This window comes from Streptomyces sp. BRA346 (genome assembly GCF_052851135.1).
This window is the reverse complement of the sequence record NZ_JAIWIH010000002.1, coordinates 183,181-202,570: the sequence shown is the minus strand read 5'-3', so window position 1 is coordinate 202,570 and position 19,390 is coordinate 183,181. Positions and strand designations below refer to the sequence as shown.

Sequence of the window (19,390 nt, the reverse complement as noted above, 5' to 3'; positions counted from 1 at the left end):
GGCGAATGCTCAGGCGTTGGGGTCGAAGGGGATGCCCGACGGCTTGGCCTTCTGGAGGTGGGCGGCGAAGTTGCCGTCCTTGAGGCCGAAGGTGGCGCTGCCGAAATCGGCCTGGCTCAGCTTGTCGCGCAGGCCCGCGGGGTAGCCGTTCCAGCCGACCAGGGTGGGGAACTGCCAGGTGCCGTAGTGGTTCTCGGGCGGTTCGTCGTTGGTGTTCGCGGGGCGGAACGCGTGGGTGCTCAGCCCGTCCTTGTGGTAGACGATCTTCGGGTGGTTTCCGTCCCAGCGGATCTGGTCGCGGCCGTAGATGGTGAATCCGCCGTGGGCGGAGGTGGAGACGTACCGGGCCTGGTTGTTCTGCACCCACACCACGACGTGCTCCCAGTCGTGGCGGTGTCCGCCGACCGACGCCTGGTCCTTCTCGAAGTAGAGGCCGTACATGACCGCGCACCAGCCGTTGTTGCACGTGGAGCGCGCGTATCCGTTGGTGTTGTCGAGGTCCGGGGCGTCGCGGCACTGCCCGCCCGGCGCGCCGGACGGTTTGAGGCCACCGTTCAGCGTGCCGTCGGGGCCGATGGCGGGGGTGGGGTAGCAGCCGTCGGTGTCGTAGTCGTAGGCGGGCTGGAACGTCTGCTCCAGCGCCTCCGCGTTGCCGGGCAGGGCCTTCGGCGGGTCCGCGAGAGCGCTTCCGGGTAAGGCGACGACCAGGGCGATGGCGCTGCCGAGGACGAACGAGACCTTGCGGATGCGCGAGTTTCTGTGCACTGCGTCCTCCTGGTTGACCTCGTGAGGCACGGGCGGAATGTCAACCAGGAGACTAACGTCAACTGCCCTCTGCGGAGGGGGCGTTCAGGATCGCTGGGGCGCTATGGGCTGCTCCGTCCAGATGCACTTGCCGTCGGCGGTGTAGCGCGTCCCCCAGCGCTGGGAGAGCGCGGCGACCAGTTGCAGGCCGCGTCCGCCCTCGTCCATTTCGGCGGCCCGGCGGATCCGGGGTGTCGTGGCGCTGCCGTCGGAGACCTCGCAGATGAGGGTCCGACCTCGGATCAGGCGCAGATGGACGGGGCCCCTGGCATGCCGGACGACGTTGCCGACCAGCTCGCTGGCGAGAAGTTCGGTGGTCGTGACCAGCTCGTTCAGCTGCCACTCCTCCAGTTGGCCGCGGACGTGGTCGCGCGCGAGGGAGGCCGCCACCGGCTCGTCGGGGAGCCCCCAGACGGCGATGTTCCCGGGGGCGGTGCGGTGCAGCCGGGCGACGAGCACGGCGGTGTCGTCCGCGGTCAGTTGCTGGGCGGGCACCATGACGTCGAGGAGGGTGTCGCAGAGGCGGTCCAGCCGCTTGCGGTCCGCGCGGTGGTCCTCGCCGGGGCCGCAGGCCGGGGGTGGCCCGCCGGGGCACGCGAGGCTCCGTCCGGGGTCGGTGGTGAGGACCCGGGAGCACTCGGCGATGCCCACGTCGATGTCGCGGGAGGCGGACTCGACCAGGCCGTCGGTGTACAGCACCAGCAGCCCGTGGCCGGGCAGCCGCAGTCCGGCCGTGCTGAACGGGGGTTCGGCGGCGCCCAGGGGCGGGTCGGGCTCGATGTCCAGGCACTCCACCGTTCCGTCGGGTCTCACCAGGAGCGGCGGGGGATGACCGGCGCGCGCCATGGAGCAGACCCCGGAGACCGGGTCGTAGACGGCGTACAGGCAGGTGGCGAAGGAGTCGTCGCCGAGGTCGCTGACGATGTCGTTGAGGTGGGCGAGGACCTCTTCGGGCGGCAGCTCCAGGTGGGCCAGCGTGTGCACGGCGGTGCGCAGGCGTCCCATGGTGGCGGCCTCGGCCAGGCCGTGGCCCATCACATCGCCGATGACGAGCGCCACCCGCTCCGCGGACAGCGGGATGATGTCGTACCAGTCGCCGCCGACCTCCGTGCCGGTGCTGGCGGGCAGGTACCGTACGGCCGCGGTGACGGCGGACGGCGTGGGCAGGTCCTGGGGCAGCAGTCCGCGCTGGAGCGCCTGGGCGCGGGCGTGCTCGGCGTCGTAGAGCCGGGCCCGCGCGAGGGCGTGGGCGACCATGCCGCTGAGGGCGGTCAGCAGGGTGCGCTCGTCGGCGGTGAAACGGCGGGGTTCGGCGAAGGAGACGATGCACACGCCGTTGGGCTCGCCGGAGGCGATGAGGGGCAGGATGGCCCAGGCGTTCTTCTCGGCGAGGGCCGGGTAGTCGGCGAGGGCGGGAGCCAGCTCGACGTACTCGGTGGCCGAGGCGATGAAGCGGGGGTGGCGCGAGGCGATCACATCGTGGAGCAGCGGGTGGCCGTCGGCCGCGGCGATCCCGTCGATCGTCCGCAGGAACGCCTGGGGATAGCCGACGGCCCCGACCACGTGCAGCCGCTCGCCCTCCAGCACCTGGATCAGCAGGCCCGAGGCGCCGAACGGGGCCAGCATGTGGGCGGCGGCCACGTCGACGACGTCATGGGTGGTGACCGCCTCGGCGAGCGCGCCCGTCAGCCCGCGGATCCGCGCCGCCTGCTCGGCGGCGGACCGTTCGGCCGCCTCGCGCCGCGCGGCCCGGTTGCGGGTGTCGGTGACGTCGGTGAGGTAGGCGGTCAGCCCGTCGGGCACGGGGACCAGCCGGATGTGGTACCAGCGGCCGTCGGTGGGCCACTGGATGTCGAACCCGGTCGGTGAGCCGTCGAGCGCGGCGTGGCGGCAGCGGGCCTCCAGATCGGGGACCAGGCCCGCGGGACCGTCCCACAGCGGCCCGCCCAGCACGTCCACGGACGGCCCGACGAGGCGCTCGGCCTCGACGTTGAGGAAGGTGATCCGCCACTCCCGGTTCACCGCCCAGAACGCGTCGCTCATGAAGCGCAGCGCCTGTCCCACGGACTCCCGCGCGATGCGGCTCTCGGTGGTGTCCCACACCCGGCCGATCATGCGGACTGGGTCGCCGTGCCCGTTGAGCGCCAGGTGGGCGCGGCTCTGGACCCAGCCGGTGGTACCGTCCGGGCGGCACACCCGGTACTCGGCCTCGTACACGCCGTGCCGGTGCAGCGCCTCCTGGGTGGCGGCCATGACCCGCGGCAGGTCCTCGGGGTGGATCAGGGCGACCCAGCTCTCGATGCGGCGTTCGTAGTCCTCCGGGATGCCCAGCAGCCTGAGCCCGGCCGCGTCCCAGACCATCTCGCCGGTACGGATGTCCCACTCCCAGGAACCGACCTTCGCCGCCACCAGGGCCTGGCGGAGCCCGGAGCCGGCCGGCTGCTCCTGCCACCACGGATGGCCCCGGCCCGCCGCGGGCGAGGGGCCGGACAGCCGCCCGGAGGCCCAGCGGGCCATCTCCATCAGGAAGCCGCGCTGCTCGGTGGTGGGCGCGCCGGGCCCGGTGAACACGGACAGCGCGCCGACGGGGGTGTCCTCGGCGAAGAGGGGGACGGCGGCCACCATGGTCGCCTCGGGCAGCCTCCCGTGGGTGTGCGTACGGACACGTTCCGCGTCCGGGTGGCGCGCCTCCGGAACACGCCCGTCGGCGGCGGGCATCCAGACGAACGCGCCCTCCAGTACGGCCCGGGCGGGGGCGAGCGCCGGGTCGTCCTCCCGGATCTCCTCCCACTCCGGGAGGGCGGACGGGGGCAGCCCTCCGGCGAGCACCAGGCGGAGTTCGTGGCTGCCCGCGGGTCCGCACGACCAGTGCACCGCTCCGGCGATACCGCCCAGCTCGGACACCGCCTGCGTCAGCGCGTACTCCATCACCTCGCGGTCCGTGAGCTGGGCACCGACCGCCGAGAGCAGGGGAAGCCGCTCGTCGCACCAGGTACGGACGCGACCTGCCGGATCCATTGACATATCGGCATATACCCTAAGGTGTACCCGCGGCGCAATCGAGAGTCATGAGGCGCCCTATCGCATTTTTAGCGCCCGGTCGGCTATGCCGAACGCCCCGGCCATCGGTTCACAGAGCGGGACCGGCCGCCTGGTGCCGGGCCGGGGGCGCCGTGCCGTGCGTCACAGCTGGCATCCCCTCGGTGGACGGGTCGGTGACCCACCTCGAGCGCGCCCTGTGCGCAACGCGTCATGCGCGCAATGCGTCGATCACGCCCGCGAGGTGGGTGCGGACGGCCGCCTCGGCCGCCTGCGGGTCCCGGGCCCTGATCGCTTCGATCATGGCCAGATGTTCGCTCAGGGACTGCTGGGGACGCCCCGGCCGCAGCGCGAGCTGGAAACGGTGGCGCACCAGCTGCGCGTTGAGCCGCTCCAGCAGTTCCACGGCCACCTGCTGACCGGAGATCTCCCCGATCCGGCCGTGCAGCTCGTGGTTGAGCCGGGAGTACGTCATCGGTTCGCCGTCGGCGACCGCCTTGGACATCGCCGTGCCCAGGTCAGCCAGTTCGGTCAGCTCCTCCTCACTGGCCGCGACGGCCGCCTCGGCCGCGCACAGCCCTTCGAGGACCATGCGGCATTCGGTGATGGCCACCGCCTCCTCGACGGACACCACCCGCACCCGCGATCCGCGGTTGCGGATCCGTTCCACCAGCCCTTCCGAGGCCAGGGCGATCAGTGCCGCGCGGATGCCGGCCCGGGTCACCCCGAACTGCTCGGCGAGTTCGTTCTCCACCAGCCGCTGAGCCGGTGCCATCTCACCGCCCAGAATCGCCTGCCGCAGCCGGGTCAGCGCAGGTTGCTTGGCCTGTTCTCCGGTGCCTGGACGGGCTTCCTTCGGCATCGAGCTCTCCCTGAGTGAGTGCGTGTCGCAGGTAAATCCAGGCCACCAAGATGGTCAACAATTTCGTTGGCCAAATTGCCGATATACGGAAGACCGACGCCTGACTATGCCGATCATGCGCTGATGTGCGCGAGAGCAGGCCACTTCGGTGGCGGGAGGGGCGGAACGTGTCCAAGCCTGTGCGTGCGGCCATCGGGGACCGATGGATCACGTGCGTGTTCTGCCAGGGCGATCTTTTCCGGAACCGCCGGGTGAAGCTGAACAGCACCGGAATGGAGCTCATGAACCTCGCCTGGGCCAATGAGTCCGCGATCGGGCTGATCTGCTGGAACTGCGGCTATGTGCATCTGTTCGCGAACGAGGACATCGAGCTGCACAAGGTGAAGAAGGGCGAGCTGTGACCCCTCAGACCTGATGGATGGCCAGCTTGAACTCGGCGAGCACCAGCCGCACCGAGGAGCCGCTGTTGTGCGAGACCATCAGCGCCAGCGGCGTCTGCGGATGCACGAAGATCTCGTGGTGCTTGGTGAAGCACTGCATGCCGCGGCTCGGCGGCCGGTGATCGGTGGCGGTCGAGTCCGGGCCCGTCGACAGCCCGAGCGGATCCCGCACGAAGCGGTCCCGTAATTCGCTGTAGCCCCCGCCGGCCTCCCACTGGATCATCGCCGTCAGCGCGCCCCATCCGCCGGTCGAGGGCCATATCAGCCCCGCGCGGTCATCGGTGCGCCAGTTCTTGATCCTGTACCCGTCGGGCTGGACCACCTGGTGCATGCCCCTCGCGTCGTAGGACTCGGCGGTGCCGAAGGGGAACCGCACCACGCGATACCCGCCGGGCGGGATCACCTGCGGCTCGGCGACGATCAACGAACAGATCTGCACGGCCACGGCGCCTCCAGCGGGTCGGCCCGGGGCGAGCCCCCGGGGTGTGCGGGGTGGTCCTGGAACTCTGGATCAGTCTGCGTCGGCAGCCGCCGAGTGTCCATGAACCCCGCCGGGCACGCCTCTTCCGGCTCAAGAAACACAAGGTGCATCAGGTCTTTACAACGATGTAAGCGGGTGACGGCATACCCCTGCCCGCTGAACCGCTCGCCCGTGCCCCGGAGTTGACCATGCCTCGCACGGACACACCGCCGCCCGATATATCGAACGATGTTCCACGAGCCGAATATCCGCGTCCCGGCTTCGTCCGTGCGGACTGTCTGACCCTCAACGGCACCTGGCAGTTCGCCTTCGACCCCGGCGACAGCGGCCTCGAACGCGGCCTGGTCCACCAGGAGTTGGAGGGGCGGATCCTGGTCCCGTTCTGTCCGGAGTCCGAGCTGTCGGGGATCGGGGACACCGACTTCCACCCCGCCGTCTGGTACCGGCGTACGGTGCGGGTTCCGGCGTCCTGGGCCGGGCGACGGGTGCTGCTGCACTTCGGGGCGGTCGACCACGACGCCACGGTGTGGGCCGATGGGCGCGAAGTGGCCCGGCACAGCGGCGGGTTCACCTCCTTCACCGGGCGATCCTAGGGGATGTCCGCACGGTCCCGCCGGGCCCGGTGGGCAGCCACGTGCTTACTTGAGGGCGCCCAGGGTGACGCCGGTGCGCCAGTAGCGGCGCATCGCGGTCATCACGTCGCGCGGTGCGGCGCGGCGGTCAGGAACGGCGGGCCGGGGGCTGGACGGAGTTCCGTACGACGACATGGGTGCCCAGCACCAGATGGGCACCGTCGCCGCCCCCACGGCGGCCCGCGCCGCCCTCGCGCCGGTCGGCCACCGCGCGCAGCGCGGCCCGGCCCATCTCCTCGTACGGCACATGAACGGACGTCAGCTGCGGGGTGAGCTGGGAGGCCAGCGGGATGTCGTCGTAGCCGACGATCGAGATGTCCTCGGGGACCCTGAGCCCGGCGCCGCGCAGTGCCTGCATGGCACCCGCGGCGACCACGTCGGTCCCCGCCAGCACCGCCGTGAAGTCCAGCTCGCGGCGCAGGCTCTCCTCGACCGCGTCGTATCCGTGGCCGTAGTCGTACGGGCCGTGGAGCACCGTGCCCGGGTCGAACGGGATGCCGTACGCCTCGAAGGCCCGCCGGGCGCCCCGCAACCGGCCCTGGGCCGTGGTGAGTTCGGCGTGGCCCGGCAGGACGAGGACGCGGCGGTGCCCGGCGGACAGCAGGTGGCTGGCCATGGCGTAGGCGCCACCCTCGTTGTCGTAGTCGACCGTGGTGGCCGCCACGTCGCCCTCCAGCGGCGGCCTGCCGACCAGGACGAGGTGTGATCCGGCCGCGTCGAGGGAGCGGGCGAACCGGGCCATGCGCAACTGGTATTCGTCGAAGTCGTACGCGCCGCCGAGCAGGACCACCGCGGCGACGCCCTGCTGGCGCATGAGGTTCACCAGCGCCAGTTCCCGCTCCGGGTCGTCGCCCGTGGTGCCCACCAGCGAGAGCCAGCCGCGCAGCGAGGCCGCGCCCTCGACTCCCTTGGCCACGTGGGCGAAGGCGGCGCCGGTGATGTTGTTGATGAGGATGGCCACGGTGGGTGTGCCGCCCCCTGCCAGCGAGCGGGCGTGGGCGTTGGTGACGTAGTCCAGGTCCCGTACGACCTTCATCACCCGGCGGCGCAGCTCGTCCGACACCGGGTAGTTGCCGGACAGGACGCGCGAGACGCTGGCGACGGAGACGCCCGCGCGCTCCGCCACGTCGCGAATGGTGGCCCGTCCGGCGCCACCCGACACCTTGCGCTCGCTCACCGTTGCGGCTCCTTCACCGTTGCGACGCCCCCAAGGACGGGCCGGGCCCCGCCCTGCACCGGTGACGGAAACCGTATCCCATCGTTACTCCGCGGGGGCGGGCCTCCGGGGCGGGTCTCAGGCGACGCGGGCCAGGTCCGCATGGCGCACCTCGTGGGCCAACGGCAGCCCCGCCGCCGTGCGTTCCAGCTCCTCGGCGACCACGCGGCCGAGGCGGGCCAGCTCGTTGCCGAGCGAACCCGCGATGTGCGGGGTGAGGAACACGTTCGGCAGCGTGTACAGCGGGGATCCGGCGGGCAGCGGTTCGGGGTCGGTGACGTCCAGTACCGCGCTCAGGCGGCCCGCGACCAGCTCCTCGGTGAGGGCCCGGGTGTCGACCAGCGCGCCCCGGGAGGTGTTGATCAGCACGCCGCCGTCCCTGATGAGGGCGAGTCTCGCGCGGTCCAGCATGCGGTGTGTCTCGGGGATGTCGGGGGCGTGGAGGCTCACGATGTCGCTGCGGCGCAGCAGCTCCTCCAGCGGCAGCGGTTCGGCGCCGAGGGCGGCGGCTTCGGCGGCGTCCACGTAGGGGTCGTACAGCGAGACGGCGAAGTCGAACGGCCGCAGCAGTTCGAGGAGTCGGCGGCCCACCCGGGAGGCGCCGATGACGCCCACCCGGCGGCCGAGGTTGCCGATGGCGGCGGTCTCGGCGGGGGTCGGGTGGGCGTGGGTGTCCCGGAAGCGTTCGCGGTGGGCGAGGGCGTCCTTGCCCGCGAGCAGGATCATGGCGAGGGTGTACTCCGCGACCGGCAGCGCGTTGTTGGTGACCGCGCTGGACACGGTGATGCCGCCGTCCCACAGGGCGTCGCCGATCAGTGAGCGCACGGAGCCCGCGGCGTGCAGGACGGTGCGCAGCTTCGGCGCCGCCACGAGGGCGGAGGCATCGAGGCGGGGGCAGCCCCAGCCGGTGATCAGCACCTCGGCCCGGGCCAGCGCGGGGGCGGCGGCGGGGTCGGTGAGGTCCCGTACGACGAGCGCGGTGTCGATCTCGGCCACCTGCCGGAGCCGGTCCATGAGCGGCGGCGGGAAGAGCAGCGGGAGGTGCACCGGGTCCATGGCGAACACGGCTCTCAGCGGCTGGGCACTGGGCATGACTCTCCTGAGGCGCCGGGGAAACACTCTTGTAGAAAAACTTCCAGAAAGCGCCTTCTAACGTAGATCTGACGGGGAGGCGGGTCAATCTGCAAGCCGTACACCGCCGGGGCTACCGATCCTTTCGAAAGTGCACGCGGGCGCTTGACTCCGTTTCCGGACTGGGCGGAAGCTCTGGCCACGTGGGCGCAGTAACCGGTTTCCGTTTTCCACTGCGCAGGGAGTCAGCCCTGAACCCACCCTTGTCCCGTCGCGCCACCCTTCAGGCGGCCTGGAACGGCCGCCGCCACCGGCGGCAGCGCGGGCGCCGCGCCTGCCACCTTCACCCACCCGGGCATGCTGCACGCCTACGGCGAACTCAACCGCGCCAAGGTGCGGGTCGCCGCGGGCACCGAGCCGTGGCTGTCCGGGTGGAACCGCCTGACCGCCACCGCCCACGGCGACACCGCCGTCAGGATCCTCAACGCCTGGTCGGCCACCCTCACCACCCTCACCGGCAACGCGGACCGCTTCCTGGCCGCCGGGCTCTACGGCTACCAGTTCGCCAACGCTGCCGAACTCATGTGCGGCTACAGCGGATTCGACCTGGGCCGCTTCCGTGGCGATGATGCGCAACGTCTTCTACCCGCTCAACAACCAGTTCCGCAACGGACACAACGACGCCTGCATCACCAACTACTGGGCCAACTGGGACCTGTGCACCATGAACGCGATCCTGGCCTTCGGGATCCTGTGCGACGACGCCGCGAAGTACGACCAGGCGGTGAACAACTTCAAGAACGCGCGGGCAACGGCTCCCTCCGCCACGCCGTCCCGTTTGTGTACGACAACGTCGACGGCTACGCCCTCGGCCAGTGGCAGGAGTCCGGCCGGGACCAGGGCCACACCATGATGGGCATGGGCCAGATGGGCGCCTGGGCCATCGCCGAGAGCGTCCGGCCCGAGGGCGGCGGCGGTGACCACGGCTCGACCAGCGGCGGCTTCGACCAGACCGGCTTCGGCACCCTGCTGTACGCCACGTGACCACACGGCCTGTACGCCACGTGACCACGTGGCGACCCGACCCGGCCCGGCGACCCGCATGGCCGGGCCGGTTCACCTCCTGGCTACCCTGAATTCCCGAGCTGGGCCCTCCTCACTGCTGACGGCGCCTGAGCCACACCGACGACAGCGACAGGAGAACGGCCCGACATGAACGCCCGTGTCCGCACATCCTCACGCAGCGCCGTGCCCCGATGGGTGCGCCGCACGGCCCTCGGCCTGGGGCTGGTGGTGTCGGGGCTGGTGGCGCTCATCACCCTCGGTGCGATCGTTCCGGCCGTTCCCGTCCTCGGCTACTACGCGACCACCTGGGTCGGGCCGCGCCCGCTGTGGTACGTGGTCTTCGGTCTGCTCATCGCCGTGGGCGCGGTGGTGGCGTGGAAGCGCGGGACGCGCAGGACGGCGGTGTGGACCACCGCCACCTCGGCGGTCACCGCCATCGGCGCGGCCACCGTCCTGATCACGCAGCTGCTCTACGCCCACGCCCAGAACGTGCCGGTGTCCACCGCCGACGTCCTGGCCGTCGACCAGCCCACGGCGCCGCCGGACCATGTGATCAACTTCGACCGCGTCGAGGGCCGCACGCTCAGGGCCGGGCTGTGGGCGCCGCGCGCGGCACATCCGCAGGGCGACAAGCCCATGGTGGTGTGGATCCACGGCGGCGGGTTCGCCACCGGCAGCCGGTACCAGCGGGCGGGCGACTACCGCTGGCTCGCGAACCACGGCTACCCCGTCCTGTCCATCGACTACCGGCTCACGCCGCCACCCCGCTGGAAGGACGCCTCCGACGACGTCGTCTGCGCCATGTCCCGGCTCGCCAGGCTGGCCCGCCCGTACGGCGTCGACACCTCCCGCACCGTGCTGGTGGGCGGCTCCGCGGGCGGGAGCCTCGCGCTGAACGTCGCGTACGGACTGAAAACCGGACGCATCGCCAGCAGCTGCACCGCGCGGCTGCCCGCGCCGCCGGTCGCCGTCGCCGGGTTCTACCCGGCCGCGGACCTCAAGGGCACCTGGCAGGACAACGGCCTGCTGGGCTACGGACGCGAGATCACCGAGGGCTACACCGGCGGCACCCCCGCCCAGTACCCCGAGCGCTACGCTTACGCCTCCGCCATCAACCGCATCCGCCCCGGTCTGATGCCGTCCCTCCTGGTCACCGGCGCCTCCGACCACCTCATCCGGGAGTCCCGGGTCCGCGGCCTCGCCGACCGGCTGCGGCAGGCCCAGGACGACGTCCGGTTCAACGCCATCCCCTACAGCGACCACGCCTTCGACGACACGTACCACAGCATCGCGGGCGCGGTCGGCCGCAACCTCCTCCTGCGCTTCCTGAACGGCACCGCGTCCCGCGCCTAGTGCCGCGTCAGTCAAGGTTGATCGGCCTCGTAGTGGGCCTACTCGGTCGATTCGGCAACGCCGCAGATGGCCGTGCCAGGGCGGCGAGCGGGGTGAACCTTGGCTGACGCGGCACTAGTCCGGGGGTGGCGGCGGGGCGATGGGGGCGATGCCCAGGGCCCGGGCCGCCTCGTCCAGGGAGTCCCGGCGCTGCCGGGCGTAGTGCTCCATGGGGTCGGCCACGGGGCGGTCGAGTACCCCGGCCGGCCAGTCGGCGTCAAGGGGCGGCTCGGCCGTACCGGGGTCGGCCACCGGGCGGGGCAGGACGTCCTCGTAGACGATCGGCTCCGCCGTGATCCAGCCGCCGTGGAGCAGCCCGGCCAGCCCGGCGGGCGGCCCCAGACCGTCGCGGCGGCGGGTCGCGGGGTCGGTGGCGTGGTAGGTGAAGTACGCGAGGTCCTGCCGGGCGAGTGCGGCCTCCGTGGCGGGCAGGCACATGGCCCAGATCTTGGCGGCGGCCTCCTGGCGGGAGAGCACCGGGTCGATGGCGAGCAGCCGGTCGGTCTCGGCCGTCATCGCGTCGTAGCGGGCCCGCCCGGCGGGGGTGAGCGCGATGCCACGGGCCTCCACCGCGCAGCGCGGGCCGAAGGACGTACGGCGCGGCAGGACGTCCGGGCCGTCCCAGTGCGGCGGGCCCTGGATCCCGCCGGTCATCGCGACGCCGCGGTCCGCCATGCGCCGGTGCAGCTCGTCGAGGTCGAGGACCCGGGGTGTGAGGTCCACCGGTGCGCCGGAGGGCCGGAAGGCGGCGGTGGCGAGGTCGAGGAACCGCCGCGCGCCCTCGGGCGGCAACCCGAGTTCGGCCTCGGCGCGTGCGGCGAGTCGAAGCAGCTCCGGCGGGAAGTCTCGCTGTGGGCGTTCGGCGGTGAAGGGCCGCCGGTCGCCGGGGACGAGGACGGAGGTGAACACCCGGAAGGGAGCGCGGGCCAGATCCCCGGGGGCGACCGGCCGGAACAGGGTCGAGACGACCGGGGCCGGGCGGGCCGCCGCGTCCCCCGGGGCGTAGGCGCCGACCGGGCACATCCCGAGGGCGGCGAAGATCTGACCGGCCCGGCGCAGCTCGCCGGGTGTCGCGACCCGGATGGCGGCGTGCCGCCAGGTGGTGATCGCCAGGACCGGCACGCTGGAGGCGTACGCCTCGCCCAGGTCACCGGCCAGGTAGACGGCGCCGCCGCCGCTGGACGCCTCGCACACGCCGATCCGCCGGTGGGTCCTGGCGTAGCCGTCGGCCATGTAGCCCGCGTGCCGTTCGTCCCGGGCGAGTATGTGGCGCGGGGCGTCGGTGTGCCGTGCGAACACGTCGTACAGGACGTTCGCCGGTGTCGCCGGGGACGCCGAAGACGATGTCGACGCCGTGCCGGACGAGCGTCGCGACGAGCAGTTCGGCCCCGGTCGGATTCGTATCGCAAGCCATGGCGGGCTCCGTTCGGAAGACGAATCGGAAGACGGATCGGAAGACAGCGCGGACGACTGCGTGGAGAGCGCGTCGGAAGACAGCTCAGAAGACGGCGGTTTCGAGTTCGAGCGCCCGGTCGGTGAAGCGGGACAGCCGCAGCGCGGAGAGGTCCAGGGGCGGGGCGCCCGTCAGCCACCACTCGGCGAGCGCCGCGCCGACCGCCGGGGACTGCATGAAGCCGTGGCCGGAGAAGCCCGCCGCGACCCACAGCCCGGGCACCTCGTCGACCGGGCCGACGATCGCGTGGTCGTCGGCGGTCATCTCCCGCAGCCCGGCCCAGCCCCGGGTGACCTCCAGCCCTTCCAGCGAGGGGAAGCGGTGGGACAGCGCATCGGCCAGGGACTCGACCCGCGACCAGTCCACCGTCGCCCGTTCGCTGCTGGGCGCGTCGCGGTCGTTGCCGCCGACGATCGCCGTCCCGGCCGCCTCGGGGTGCACATACGCGCCACTGGCCATGCCGACGGCGAGCGGTAGGCCGCCGGGCAGGGCGGGCAGCGGGCCGGTGGCGAACGCCTGCCGGGGGTGCGGCCGTACGGGGATGTCCACCCCGCACAGCCGTCCCACCCCGCGGACCTGCGGCCCCCTTCACGCGCCGTAAAGCGTTCGTTCACCTCTCCCCCGGACAGGAATTCAGAAAGCGCGCGAGTACGCCTCGGGAAAGAAGAGTCCGCATCGCCTCACGGCGCGGCGTCGCCCCGCTCCGTGGCCTGCGCGAGCACCTCCGGCAGATCGCCCAGCCGGTCCAGCCCGCGGACCGCCTGGGTCATGCGGTGGTTCCCGGCCAGGCGCTCCCGGTGCCGGTGCAGAAAGGACCAGTAGCCGGTGGTGTAGGGGCAGGCCCGCTCGCCGGTCCGGTCCCCCGGGCGGTAGGCGCAGGGGCCGCACAGGTCGCTCATGCTGTTGATGTACGCCCCGCCGGAGGTGTACGGCTTGGTCGTCATGAGCCCGCCGTCGGCGTACTGCGACATGCCGACGACGTTCGGCAGCATCACCCAGTCGTAGCCGTCGACGAAGCAGCGGTGGAACCAGTCGGTGACCGCGGCCGGGTCCCAGCCGTCCTGGAGGGCGCGGCTGCCGAGCACCATCAGCCGCGGGATGTGGTGGGTCCACCCGGTGTCCCGGACCTGGGCCAGCACCGTGGCCAGGCAGCGCGCGGTCACCGCGTCGGCGTCCAGGTCCAGGAACCAGCCGGGCAGCGGGGCGGTGTGGCGCAGGGCGTTGCGGCCGCGGTAGTCCTCGCCGAAGTGCCAGTACAGATGCCAGACGTACTCCCGCCATCCGGCGATCTGCCGTACGAACCCCTCGGCACCGGCCAGCGGCGCGGCGCCGTCGCGCCATGCGCGCTCCGCCCGGTCCACGCACTCGGCCGGGTGCAGCAGCCCGAGGTTGAGCGGTGCCGACAGCAGGCTGTGGCACATGACCGGGTCCGCCGCGAGCATCGCGTCCTCGTACGGCCCGAAGCAGGGCAGCCGGTGGGTCACGAAGTGGCGCAGCGACGCCAGCGCCTCGCGCCGGGTGGCGGGGAAGCGCCGCGGGCCGTCGCGGCCGACGAAGGAGACCGTGCCGTCGCGTTCCCAGCGGTCCAGGTCGTGCCGCACCCGGTCGTCGATCTCGTCCTCGTCGGGGCGCCAGGGGCCGGGGGTGCCGAGGGTGTGGGCGCCGCGCGGCGGCGGTTCGCGGTTCCGGTCGTCGAAGTTCCACCGGCCGCCCGCGGGTTGGTCGCCCTCCATCAGCAGTTCGTGCTCGCGGCGCACCCAGCGGTAGAAGTCCTCCATCCGCAGCCGCCCGCGGCTGTGCTCCCCGGCCCAGGTGGCGAAGTCCGCCATCGTCACCAGGAAGCCCTTCGCGGGCAGCACGTCGACCTGGCCGAGCGACCCGACCAGCTCCAGCGCCCGGCGGGAGGTCGGGTGGCAGACCGTCACCCGGTCCCGTCCGGCGGCCTCGGCCAGCCCCTCGCGGTAGGTCCGGGCCCGGACATACCGCACGCGGTCGCCGAGTTCGGCGGCCCGGTGGCGCATCGCCGACAGCAGCAGATGTGCCTTGGCCCGGTGGAAGCGGCGGCGGCTCAGCACCGACCGCGCCTCGATCATGATCAGGGGGGCCTGGGCGTCGGGGCCGTGGTGGCGGTGGTCGGCGAAGTGCGGGCCGAGCTGATCGCCGAAGAGCCAGTGCTGACGTGTCGTCCGTGTCGTCATGGTGCGAACGCCTTCCCGCGGACACCGAAATGTCAGGCTATGCGCTGCGGCCGCCCGTCCGTCCACGACGCGCCACGCACCGCCCTCCGGTCGCTGCCCGAGCGCCCGCCGACCGCCCGGCGACCGGCGGACAGACAGTACTGACATCGGATTTAAGGCTTTTGATCACTTGGGGCGTTCCCGCCCGTGTTCCACCCGGAAGCCCCGACACTGTGCGCATGGCCGAACACTGGAAGCGAAAGCTGGACCGGCTCCACGCGGATCTGGTGCGGCGCGACGACCCCGCCGCATGGGTCACCGAAGCCGACGCCGTGGACGCGTCCTCCCGCTATCCGCATCTCGCCCTCCGCGGACCCGTCTTCGGCCTGGCCGTTCATGACCCCGCCGCCGGGGAGCACTGGCGGCTGGTGAAGCCGGTGACCGGCGGCACGCCCCAGGAGGCCCGGGACGAGCTGAACTCGCTCCTGTGGTTCAAGGCCAAGGACGACACCGACGACCCCGCCACCCGCCGCGCCCTGCTCGCCGCGGTGGCCCGGCTCGAGAAGAAGCCGCTGAACGAGGTGTCCGTGCTCGGCGTGCGCTACCGGGTGGTGCGCGGGGACGAGTTCGCCCGCACCGGCGAGCACAGCCTGGAGCCGCCGCGGCCCACCGACCCGGAACCGTCCCTCATCTCCTGGGACGGACGGCACGAGGCCCGGTCGCCCGACACCGGCTTCGTCCTGGACCCCGAGCAGGACGACGCCGGGCTGATGGCGGGCGCCATGAAGCTGGCGCTGAGCACCTTCGCCTACTCCGGATCCCGGTTCCCCGCCGTCGTGCGCAAGCACTCCGAGCGGGCCGTCACCACCCATCCCGACATCATCCTGCTGCCCGTCGGCTTCGGCGTGGCCGAGCGCGCCGGGCAGCGGTGGCGGCCGCAGAGCGCCCTGATGCCCACGCCGCACGACGCGCGGCGGCTGCTCTACCAGGGGATGGCCGAAATGTGGCCGCTGCTCTACGAGTTCGGCGAGCGCAAGAGGGCGGTGTACGCACGGGCCGCCGAGGAATTCAGACGCGCCCGCCGGGCCGACGAGGCCCGCGTGGACGGCCGCCTGTTCCGGATCTGCCGCATCGAGCGGATGGTGCGCAGCGGCCGCGACGGGCCGGAGCCGCCGCGCCCCTCGGACCTCGACGACTACGGCCCCATGAAGATGCACCCGACCATGGACGAGCACGGCACCCTCCACGACAACGGCTGACCCCATGACGTATCAGCCCTCGGCGGCCGACTGGTCCGCGCGGCCACCGGCCCCGAGGAGCCCGGTGGCCTCGAAGCGGGTCCGCTCGGCCAGCCGGGGCAGCTCCCGCGCGGAGAACCAGGTGACCAGCGGCGGCAGCAGGGGGCGGACCGGCTGGGCGAGGCGCAGCCAGGGCGGTGCGTAGACGGTGGCGGCGCGCCGTTCGACGGCGGTCACCATGCGCGCGGCCACCGTGGCGACGGGGTGGACGCGTCGGGCCGGTGGCGGCATATGGGCGCGCAGTTCCCTCAGCACCCCGTACCGGTCCACGTCGCGGATCATGTCGGTGGCGGTCCAGCTCAGATACCCGATGCCGACACCGACCCCCTGGTGGGCGAGTTCGGCGCGCAGGGACTGGGCGAAGGATTCGGCGCCCGCCTTCGAGGCGCAGTACGCGCTCATCATGGGCGCGGAACCGAAGGCGGCCGTCGAGGCGATCTGGAGGAAGTAGCCGCGGGTGGCGAGCAGTCCGGGCAGAAAGGCCCGCGCGGTGTTCGCGCTGCCGATGAGGTTCACCTCGACGACGCGCCGCCACGTGGCCGGGGGCGATTCCCCGAAGGGCCCGCCCTCGGCCACACCCGCGTTGGCGACGACGACCGACGGCCGCCCGACGCGGTCGTGGATCAGCCCGGCCACCCGGGTCATCGCCGCGTCGTCGGCCACGTCCACCGCGTAGCAGTGGGTTTCCGCGGCGAGCGAGTCGGCCACCTGCGCGAGGGTTTCCTCTTCGCGGCCGAGGAGGACGACCCGTGCGCCGCGCCCCGCCAGTTCCCGGACCATGGCCGCGCCCAGTCCGCGGGCGGCACCAGTCACGACGGCGAGGCGTCCGGTCAGGGGGCTGGGGTTCCGCACGGTGGCGCTCCCGGGTCGTAGGGCGGGTGATGCGACCGTACGGGCCGGGCCCGGGCCGCGGCGCGATCACCGCCGCGGCCACCGGGCGGCGGCACCTGTTCGGCGGCGCTGGAGAGCGTCTTGCCCCCGCCGGTGGCCGGTCATGGCCACCGGCGGGGGTGCCCCCCTGCGTCTCGACCGGGTCAGGCCGCCGCGGGGCGGGGTTCGGGCACCGCCGGTGCCAGCCGGCCCGTGCGGTGCAGTCCGAACAGCGCCGCCGCGCAGGCCAGACCGAGCGCGAGCAGCACGATCCACGGGACGGCGGGCATGCCCGCCTCGCGTGCCGCGTCCAGCGACGCGCCGGTGAGCAGGTTCCCGAGGGTGATGCCGACCCCGCAGATGGTGTTGTACAGCCCGTAATGGGTGGCCACGAGCCGCTCCCCCGAGAGCCGGACGATGGTGTCCATCTCGAACGGGTACGCGATCATCGTGCCCAGCGCCAGCAGGAACGCGGCGAGCGCGGGCGGCACGGCCGCGAGGAACCACCGTCCGGGCCCGCCGTCCGGCACGGGCACCGCGGTCGCCACCAGCAGCGGCAGGAACGCCACCCCCATGAGGGCCAGCCCCCAGCCCAGGGCCCGGCCGGGCGCCATGCGGGCCTTGCACCACGCGGTCACCCGGGTCTGGCCGACGATGGTGCTCAGCCCGGAGACGGCGAAGAGCAGCGCCACCGCCGCGGTGCCGAACTCCCCTTCGCCGCCGAGCCGTCGTACCTCCAGCGGCAGGGCCAGATAGACCTGGAACGACAGCACGTACGAGCCGATCATGGCGGCGGAGAACAGCAGGAACGGACGGTTGGCCAGGATCCCGCGCCACTGGGTCAGCACCCGCTCGCGGCTCTCCCGCCCGGGCTCCGGGCCGTCATCGGCGCGGCGGGCCGGGAGCGACCGGATCTGTACGACGCTCAGCACGGCGAAGATCGCGGCCGAGACCAGGCAGGTGACCTGGAAGTCGACGCCCGTCAGCACCATGCCCACCAGCGGGCCGAGCAGGATCCCGGCCTGGTAGAAGATGTTGAACAGGGCGAACGCCTCCACCCGGCGCTCCCCCGCGTCCGCGGCCAGATAGGCCCGGACCGCCGGGTTGAACAGGGCCCCGGCGAGTCCGGTGGCCGCGGAGGCGGCCAGCAGCGCGGGCAGCGACTCCACGAGCCCGAGCGTCGCGAAACCGGCGGTGCGCAGCACACACCCGGCCACGATCAGCGGCTTGTAGCCGAACCGGTCGGCCAGGGCGCCGCCGACCAGGAACATGCCCTGCTGGCTGAAGTTCCGCACGCCCAGCACGAGTCCGACCAGCCATCCGGCGAGCCCGAGGGTCCCGGACAGATGCGCGGCCAGATAGGGCATGAGCATGTAGAAGCCGAGGTTGATGGTGAACTGGTTCACCATCAGCAGCTGGACGCTGCGCTCGTACGACCGCACCTGGGTGAACGTGGCCTTCATCGGGCGGCCTCCGGTGCGGCCGGGGCGGCGGACCGCGACGGACCGGCCGGGTCGCCCGGGTCGAGCGGGTCGACCACGGAGGTGCAACGGGTCCAGCGGGCCACTTCCCGCTCGGCGGGGTGTCCCAGCGTGTCCGGTTCGGACGCGGGCGGCTGGTCCAGGAGGCCGTTGGCGGCGCAGTAGTCGTCGTTGTACACGGTGTCCAGATAGCGCTGCGGCCCGTCCGGGAACACCGCGACGATCCGGGCGTCCGAAGGGTGGGTACGGGCCAGCCACCCGGCGACCAGCGCGACCGCGCCCACGCTCCAGCCGCCGGTGGCGTAGTGCGACGAGGCCAGTTGGCGGCAGGTCCACACGGCCTCGTGCGGGGCGACCCAGTGCACCTCGCTGAAGTTCTCGTAGGCGACGTTGCGGGGGTAGATGCTCGACCCCAGGCCGCGCATCAGCCGGGTGCGGGCGGGCTGCCCGAAGATGGTCGAACCGATGGTGTCCACCCCGACCACGGTGATCTCGGGGTAGAGCTGGCGCAGCACGCGGGAGACGCCCGCGGAGTGGCCGCCGGTGCCGACGCTGCACACCACGATGTCGATGTGGCCGAACCGGGAGGCCAGTTCGAGGGCGAGCGGGGTGTAGGCGGCGGTGTTGTCGGGGTTGTTGTACTGGTCGGGGCACCAGGACCCGGCGTTGCGGGCGAGGAGTTCGTTCACCCGGTCGCGGCGGGCCTGCTGCCACCCGCCCTCCGGATGGGGTTCGGTGACCATGTCGACCCAGGCGCCGTAGGCGGTCAGCAGCCGGGTCATCGACGGCTCCAGGCCGGGGTCGGTGACGAGGGTGACGGGATGGCCGTACACCAGACCGGCCAGGGCGAGGCCGAGCCCCAGCGTGCCGCTGGTCGACTCGACGATCGCGCCGCCGGGACGCAGGTCTCCGCGGGCGCGGGCCCGTTCGACCATGTGCAGCCCGGGCCGGTCCTTGATGCCGCCGGGGTTGAAGCCCTCCAGCTTGGCCCAGAAGCCGCGGCCTGCCGGGGCCAGGGGCTCGGACACCCGCAGGACGGGCGTGTTGCCGACCAGCCCGGACAGTCCGGGGACGGTGGGGGTGGCATCGTTGAGGGTCAGAGATCGCAT

Annotated in this window: 14 protein-coding genes and 3 pseudogenes; 5 read left to right on the top strand and 12 right to left on the bottom strand. The window is 72.6% G+C overall.

The genetic code is table 11. The features are described 5' to 3' along the window. Positions 1-9: 9 nt before the first annotated feature. The 3 genes from LCH29_RS02545 to LCH29_RS02535 form a co-directional block, all read right to left on the bottom strand. The gene (locus LCH29_RS02545) at positions 10-765 is read right to left on the bottom strand and encodes an NPP1 family protein (protein ID WP_446460015.1); all 756 of its coding nucleotides are present in this window, start codon (positions 763-765) and stop codon (positions 10-12) included. Positions 766-849: 84 nt separating this feature from the next. Next, positions 850-3,822, bottom strand: coding sequence for a SpoIIE family protein phosphatase (locus LCH29_RS02540; protein ID WP_446460014.1), 2,973 nt, complete (start codon positions 3,820-3,822; stop codon positions 850-852). A 232-nt stretch (positions 3,823-4,054) separates the two neighbouring features. Further along, complete coding sequence (locus LCH29_RS02535; RefSeq protein ID WP_446460013.1) at positions 4,055-4,705, bottom strand: GntR family transcriptional regulator; 651 nt, start codon at positions 4,703-4,705, stop codon at positions 4,055-4,057. Between the two features lie 167 nt (positions 4,706-4,872). On the opposite strand from LCH29_RS02535, the gene LCH29_RS02530 reads away from it, so the two are divergent. Continuing rightward, positions 4,873-5,106, top strand: a complete 234-nt coding sequence (locus tag LCH29_RS02530) for a hypothetical protein (RefSeq protein WP_446460012.1) — start codon at positions 4,873-4,875, stop codon at positions 5,104-5,106. Between the two features lie 4 nt (positions 5,107-5,110). Here the strand turns inward: LCH29_RS02530 and LCH29_RS02525 are convergent, their stop codons facing one another. After that, positions 5,111-5,590, bottom strand: a complete 480-nt coding sequence (locus tag LCH29_RS02525; protein ID WP_446460011.1) for a hypothetical protein — start codon at positions 5,588-5,590, stop codon at positions 5,111-5,113. A 224-nt stretch (positions 5,591-5,814) separates the two neighbouring features. Between LCH29_RS02525 and LCH29_RS02520 the strand changes: the two are divergent. Continuing rightward, positions 5,815-6,207: pseudogene (locus LCH29_RS02520) on the top strand (sugar-binding domain-containing protein); the annotation flags it as partial. 139 nt (positions 6,208-6,346) lie between these two features. Here LCH29_RS02520 and LCH29_RS02515 read toward each other — a convergent pair. Both LCH29_RS02515 and LCH29_RS02510 read right to left on the bottom strand, forming a co-directional pair. Continuing rightward, positions 6,347-7,435 carry a LacI family DNA-binding transcriptional regulator gene (locus LCH29_RS02515; RefSeq protein ID WP_446460010.1) on the bottom strand — a complete coding sequence of 363 codons (1,089 nt, stop codon included), beginning with the start codon at positions 7,433-7,435 and terminating at the stop codon, positions 6,347-6,349. Positions 7,436-7,552: 117 nt separating this feature from the next. Further along, positions 7,553-8,566 carry a hydroxyacid dehydrogenase gene (locus LCH29_RS02510; RefSeq protein ID WP_446460009.1) on the bottom strand — a complete coding sequence of 338 codons (1,014 nt, stop codon included), beginning with the start codon at positions 8,564-8,566 and terminating at the stop codon, positions 7,553-7,555. 279 nt (positions 8,567-8,845) lie between these two features. Here LCH29_RS02510 and LCH29_RS02505 point away from each other — a divergent pair. Together LCH29_RS02505 and LCH29_RS02500 are read left to right on the top strand one after the other, a co-directional pair. Then, a pseudogene (locus LCH29_RS02505) lies at positions 8,846-9,589 on the top strand (hypothetical protein); the annotation flags it as partial. Positions 9,590-9,757: 168 nt separating this feature from the next. Then, positions 9,758-10,963, top strand: coding sequence for an alpha/beta hydrolase (locus LCH29_RS02500; RefSeq protein WP_446460008.1), 1,206 nt, complete (start codon positions 9,758-9,760; stop codon positions 10,961-10,963). 114 nt (positions 10,964-11,077) lie between these two features. Here LCH29_RS02500 and LCH29_RS02495 read toward each other — a convergent pair whose 3' ends face one another. The 3 genes and pseudogenes from LCH29_RS02495 to LCH29_RS02485 all read right to left on the bottom strand — a co-directional run bounded on the left by LCH29_RS02495 (position 11,078) and on the right by LCH29_RS02485 (position 14,653). Next, entirely contained in the window at positions 11,078-12,400 is a 1,323-nt protein-coding gene (locus LCH29_RS02495) for a 2-oxoadipate dioxygenase/decarboxylase family protein (protein ID WP_446460281.1), read from the bottom strand. A gap of 100 nt (positions 12,401-12,500) precedes the next feature. Next, positions 12,501-13,028, bottom strand: a pseudogene (locus tag LCH29_RS02490) (NAD(P)/FAD-dependent oxidoreductase); the annotation flags it as partial. Positions 13,029-13,135: 107 nt separating this feature from the next. Continuing rightward, positions 13,136-14,653, bottom strand: a complete 1,518-nt coding sequence (locus LCH29_RS02485; protein ID WP_446460007.1) for a cryptochrome/photolyase family protein — start codon at positions 14,651-14,653, stop codon at positions 13,136-13,138. Positions 14,654-14,871: 218 nt separating this feature from the next. Here LCH29_RS02485 and LCH29_RS02480 point away from each other — a divergent pair, with 218 nt between their 5' ends. Beyond that, on the top strand, positions 14,872-15,891 hold the full coding sequence (locus tag LCH29_RS02480) for a DUF5954 family protein (RefSeq protein ID WP_446460006.1): 1,020 nt from the start codon (positions 14,872-14,874) through the stop codon (positions 15,889-15,891). Positions 15,892-15,903: 12 nt separating this feature from the next. Here the strand turns inward: LCH29_RS02480 and LCH29_RS02475 are convergent, their stop codons facing one another. From LCH29_RS02475 to LCH29_RS02465, 3 genes are all read right to left on the bottom strand, one after another. Then, positions 15,904-16,782 (bottom strand): SDR family oxidoreductase, encoded by an 879-nt coding sequence (locus LCH29_RS02475; RefSeq protein WP_446460005.1) that lies wholly within the window; start codon positions 16,780-16,782, stop codon positions 15,904-15,906. A 182-nt stretch (positions 16,783-16,964) separates the two neighbouring features. Beyond that, a complete protein-coding gene (locus LCH29_RS02470; protein WP_446460004.1) occupies positions 16,965-18,263 on the bottom strand; it encodes an MFS transporter in 1,299 nt (432 codons plus the stop codon). Then, on the bottom strand, positions 18,260-19,390 hold the full coding sequence (locus LCH29_RS02465; RefSeq protein ID WP_446460003.1) for a PLP-dependent cysteine synthase family protein: 1,131 nt from the start codon (positions 19,388-19,390) through the stop codon (positions 18,260-18,262). Before LCH29_RS02465 ends, LCH29_RS02470 begins: the two co-directional genes overlap by 4 nt.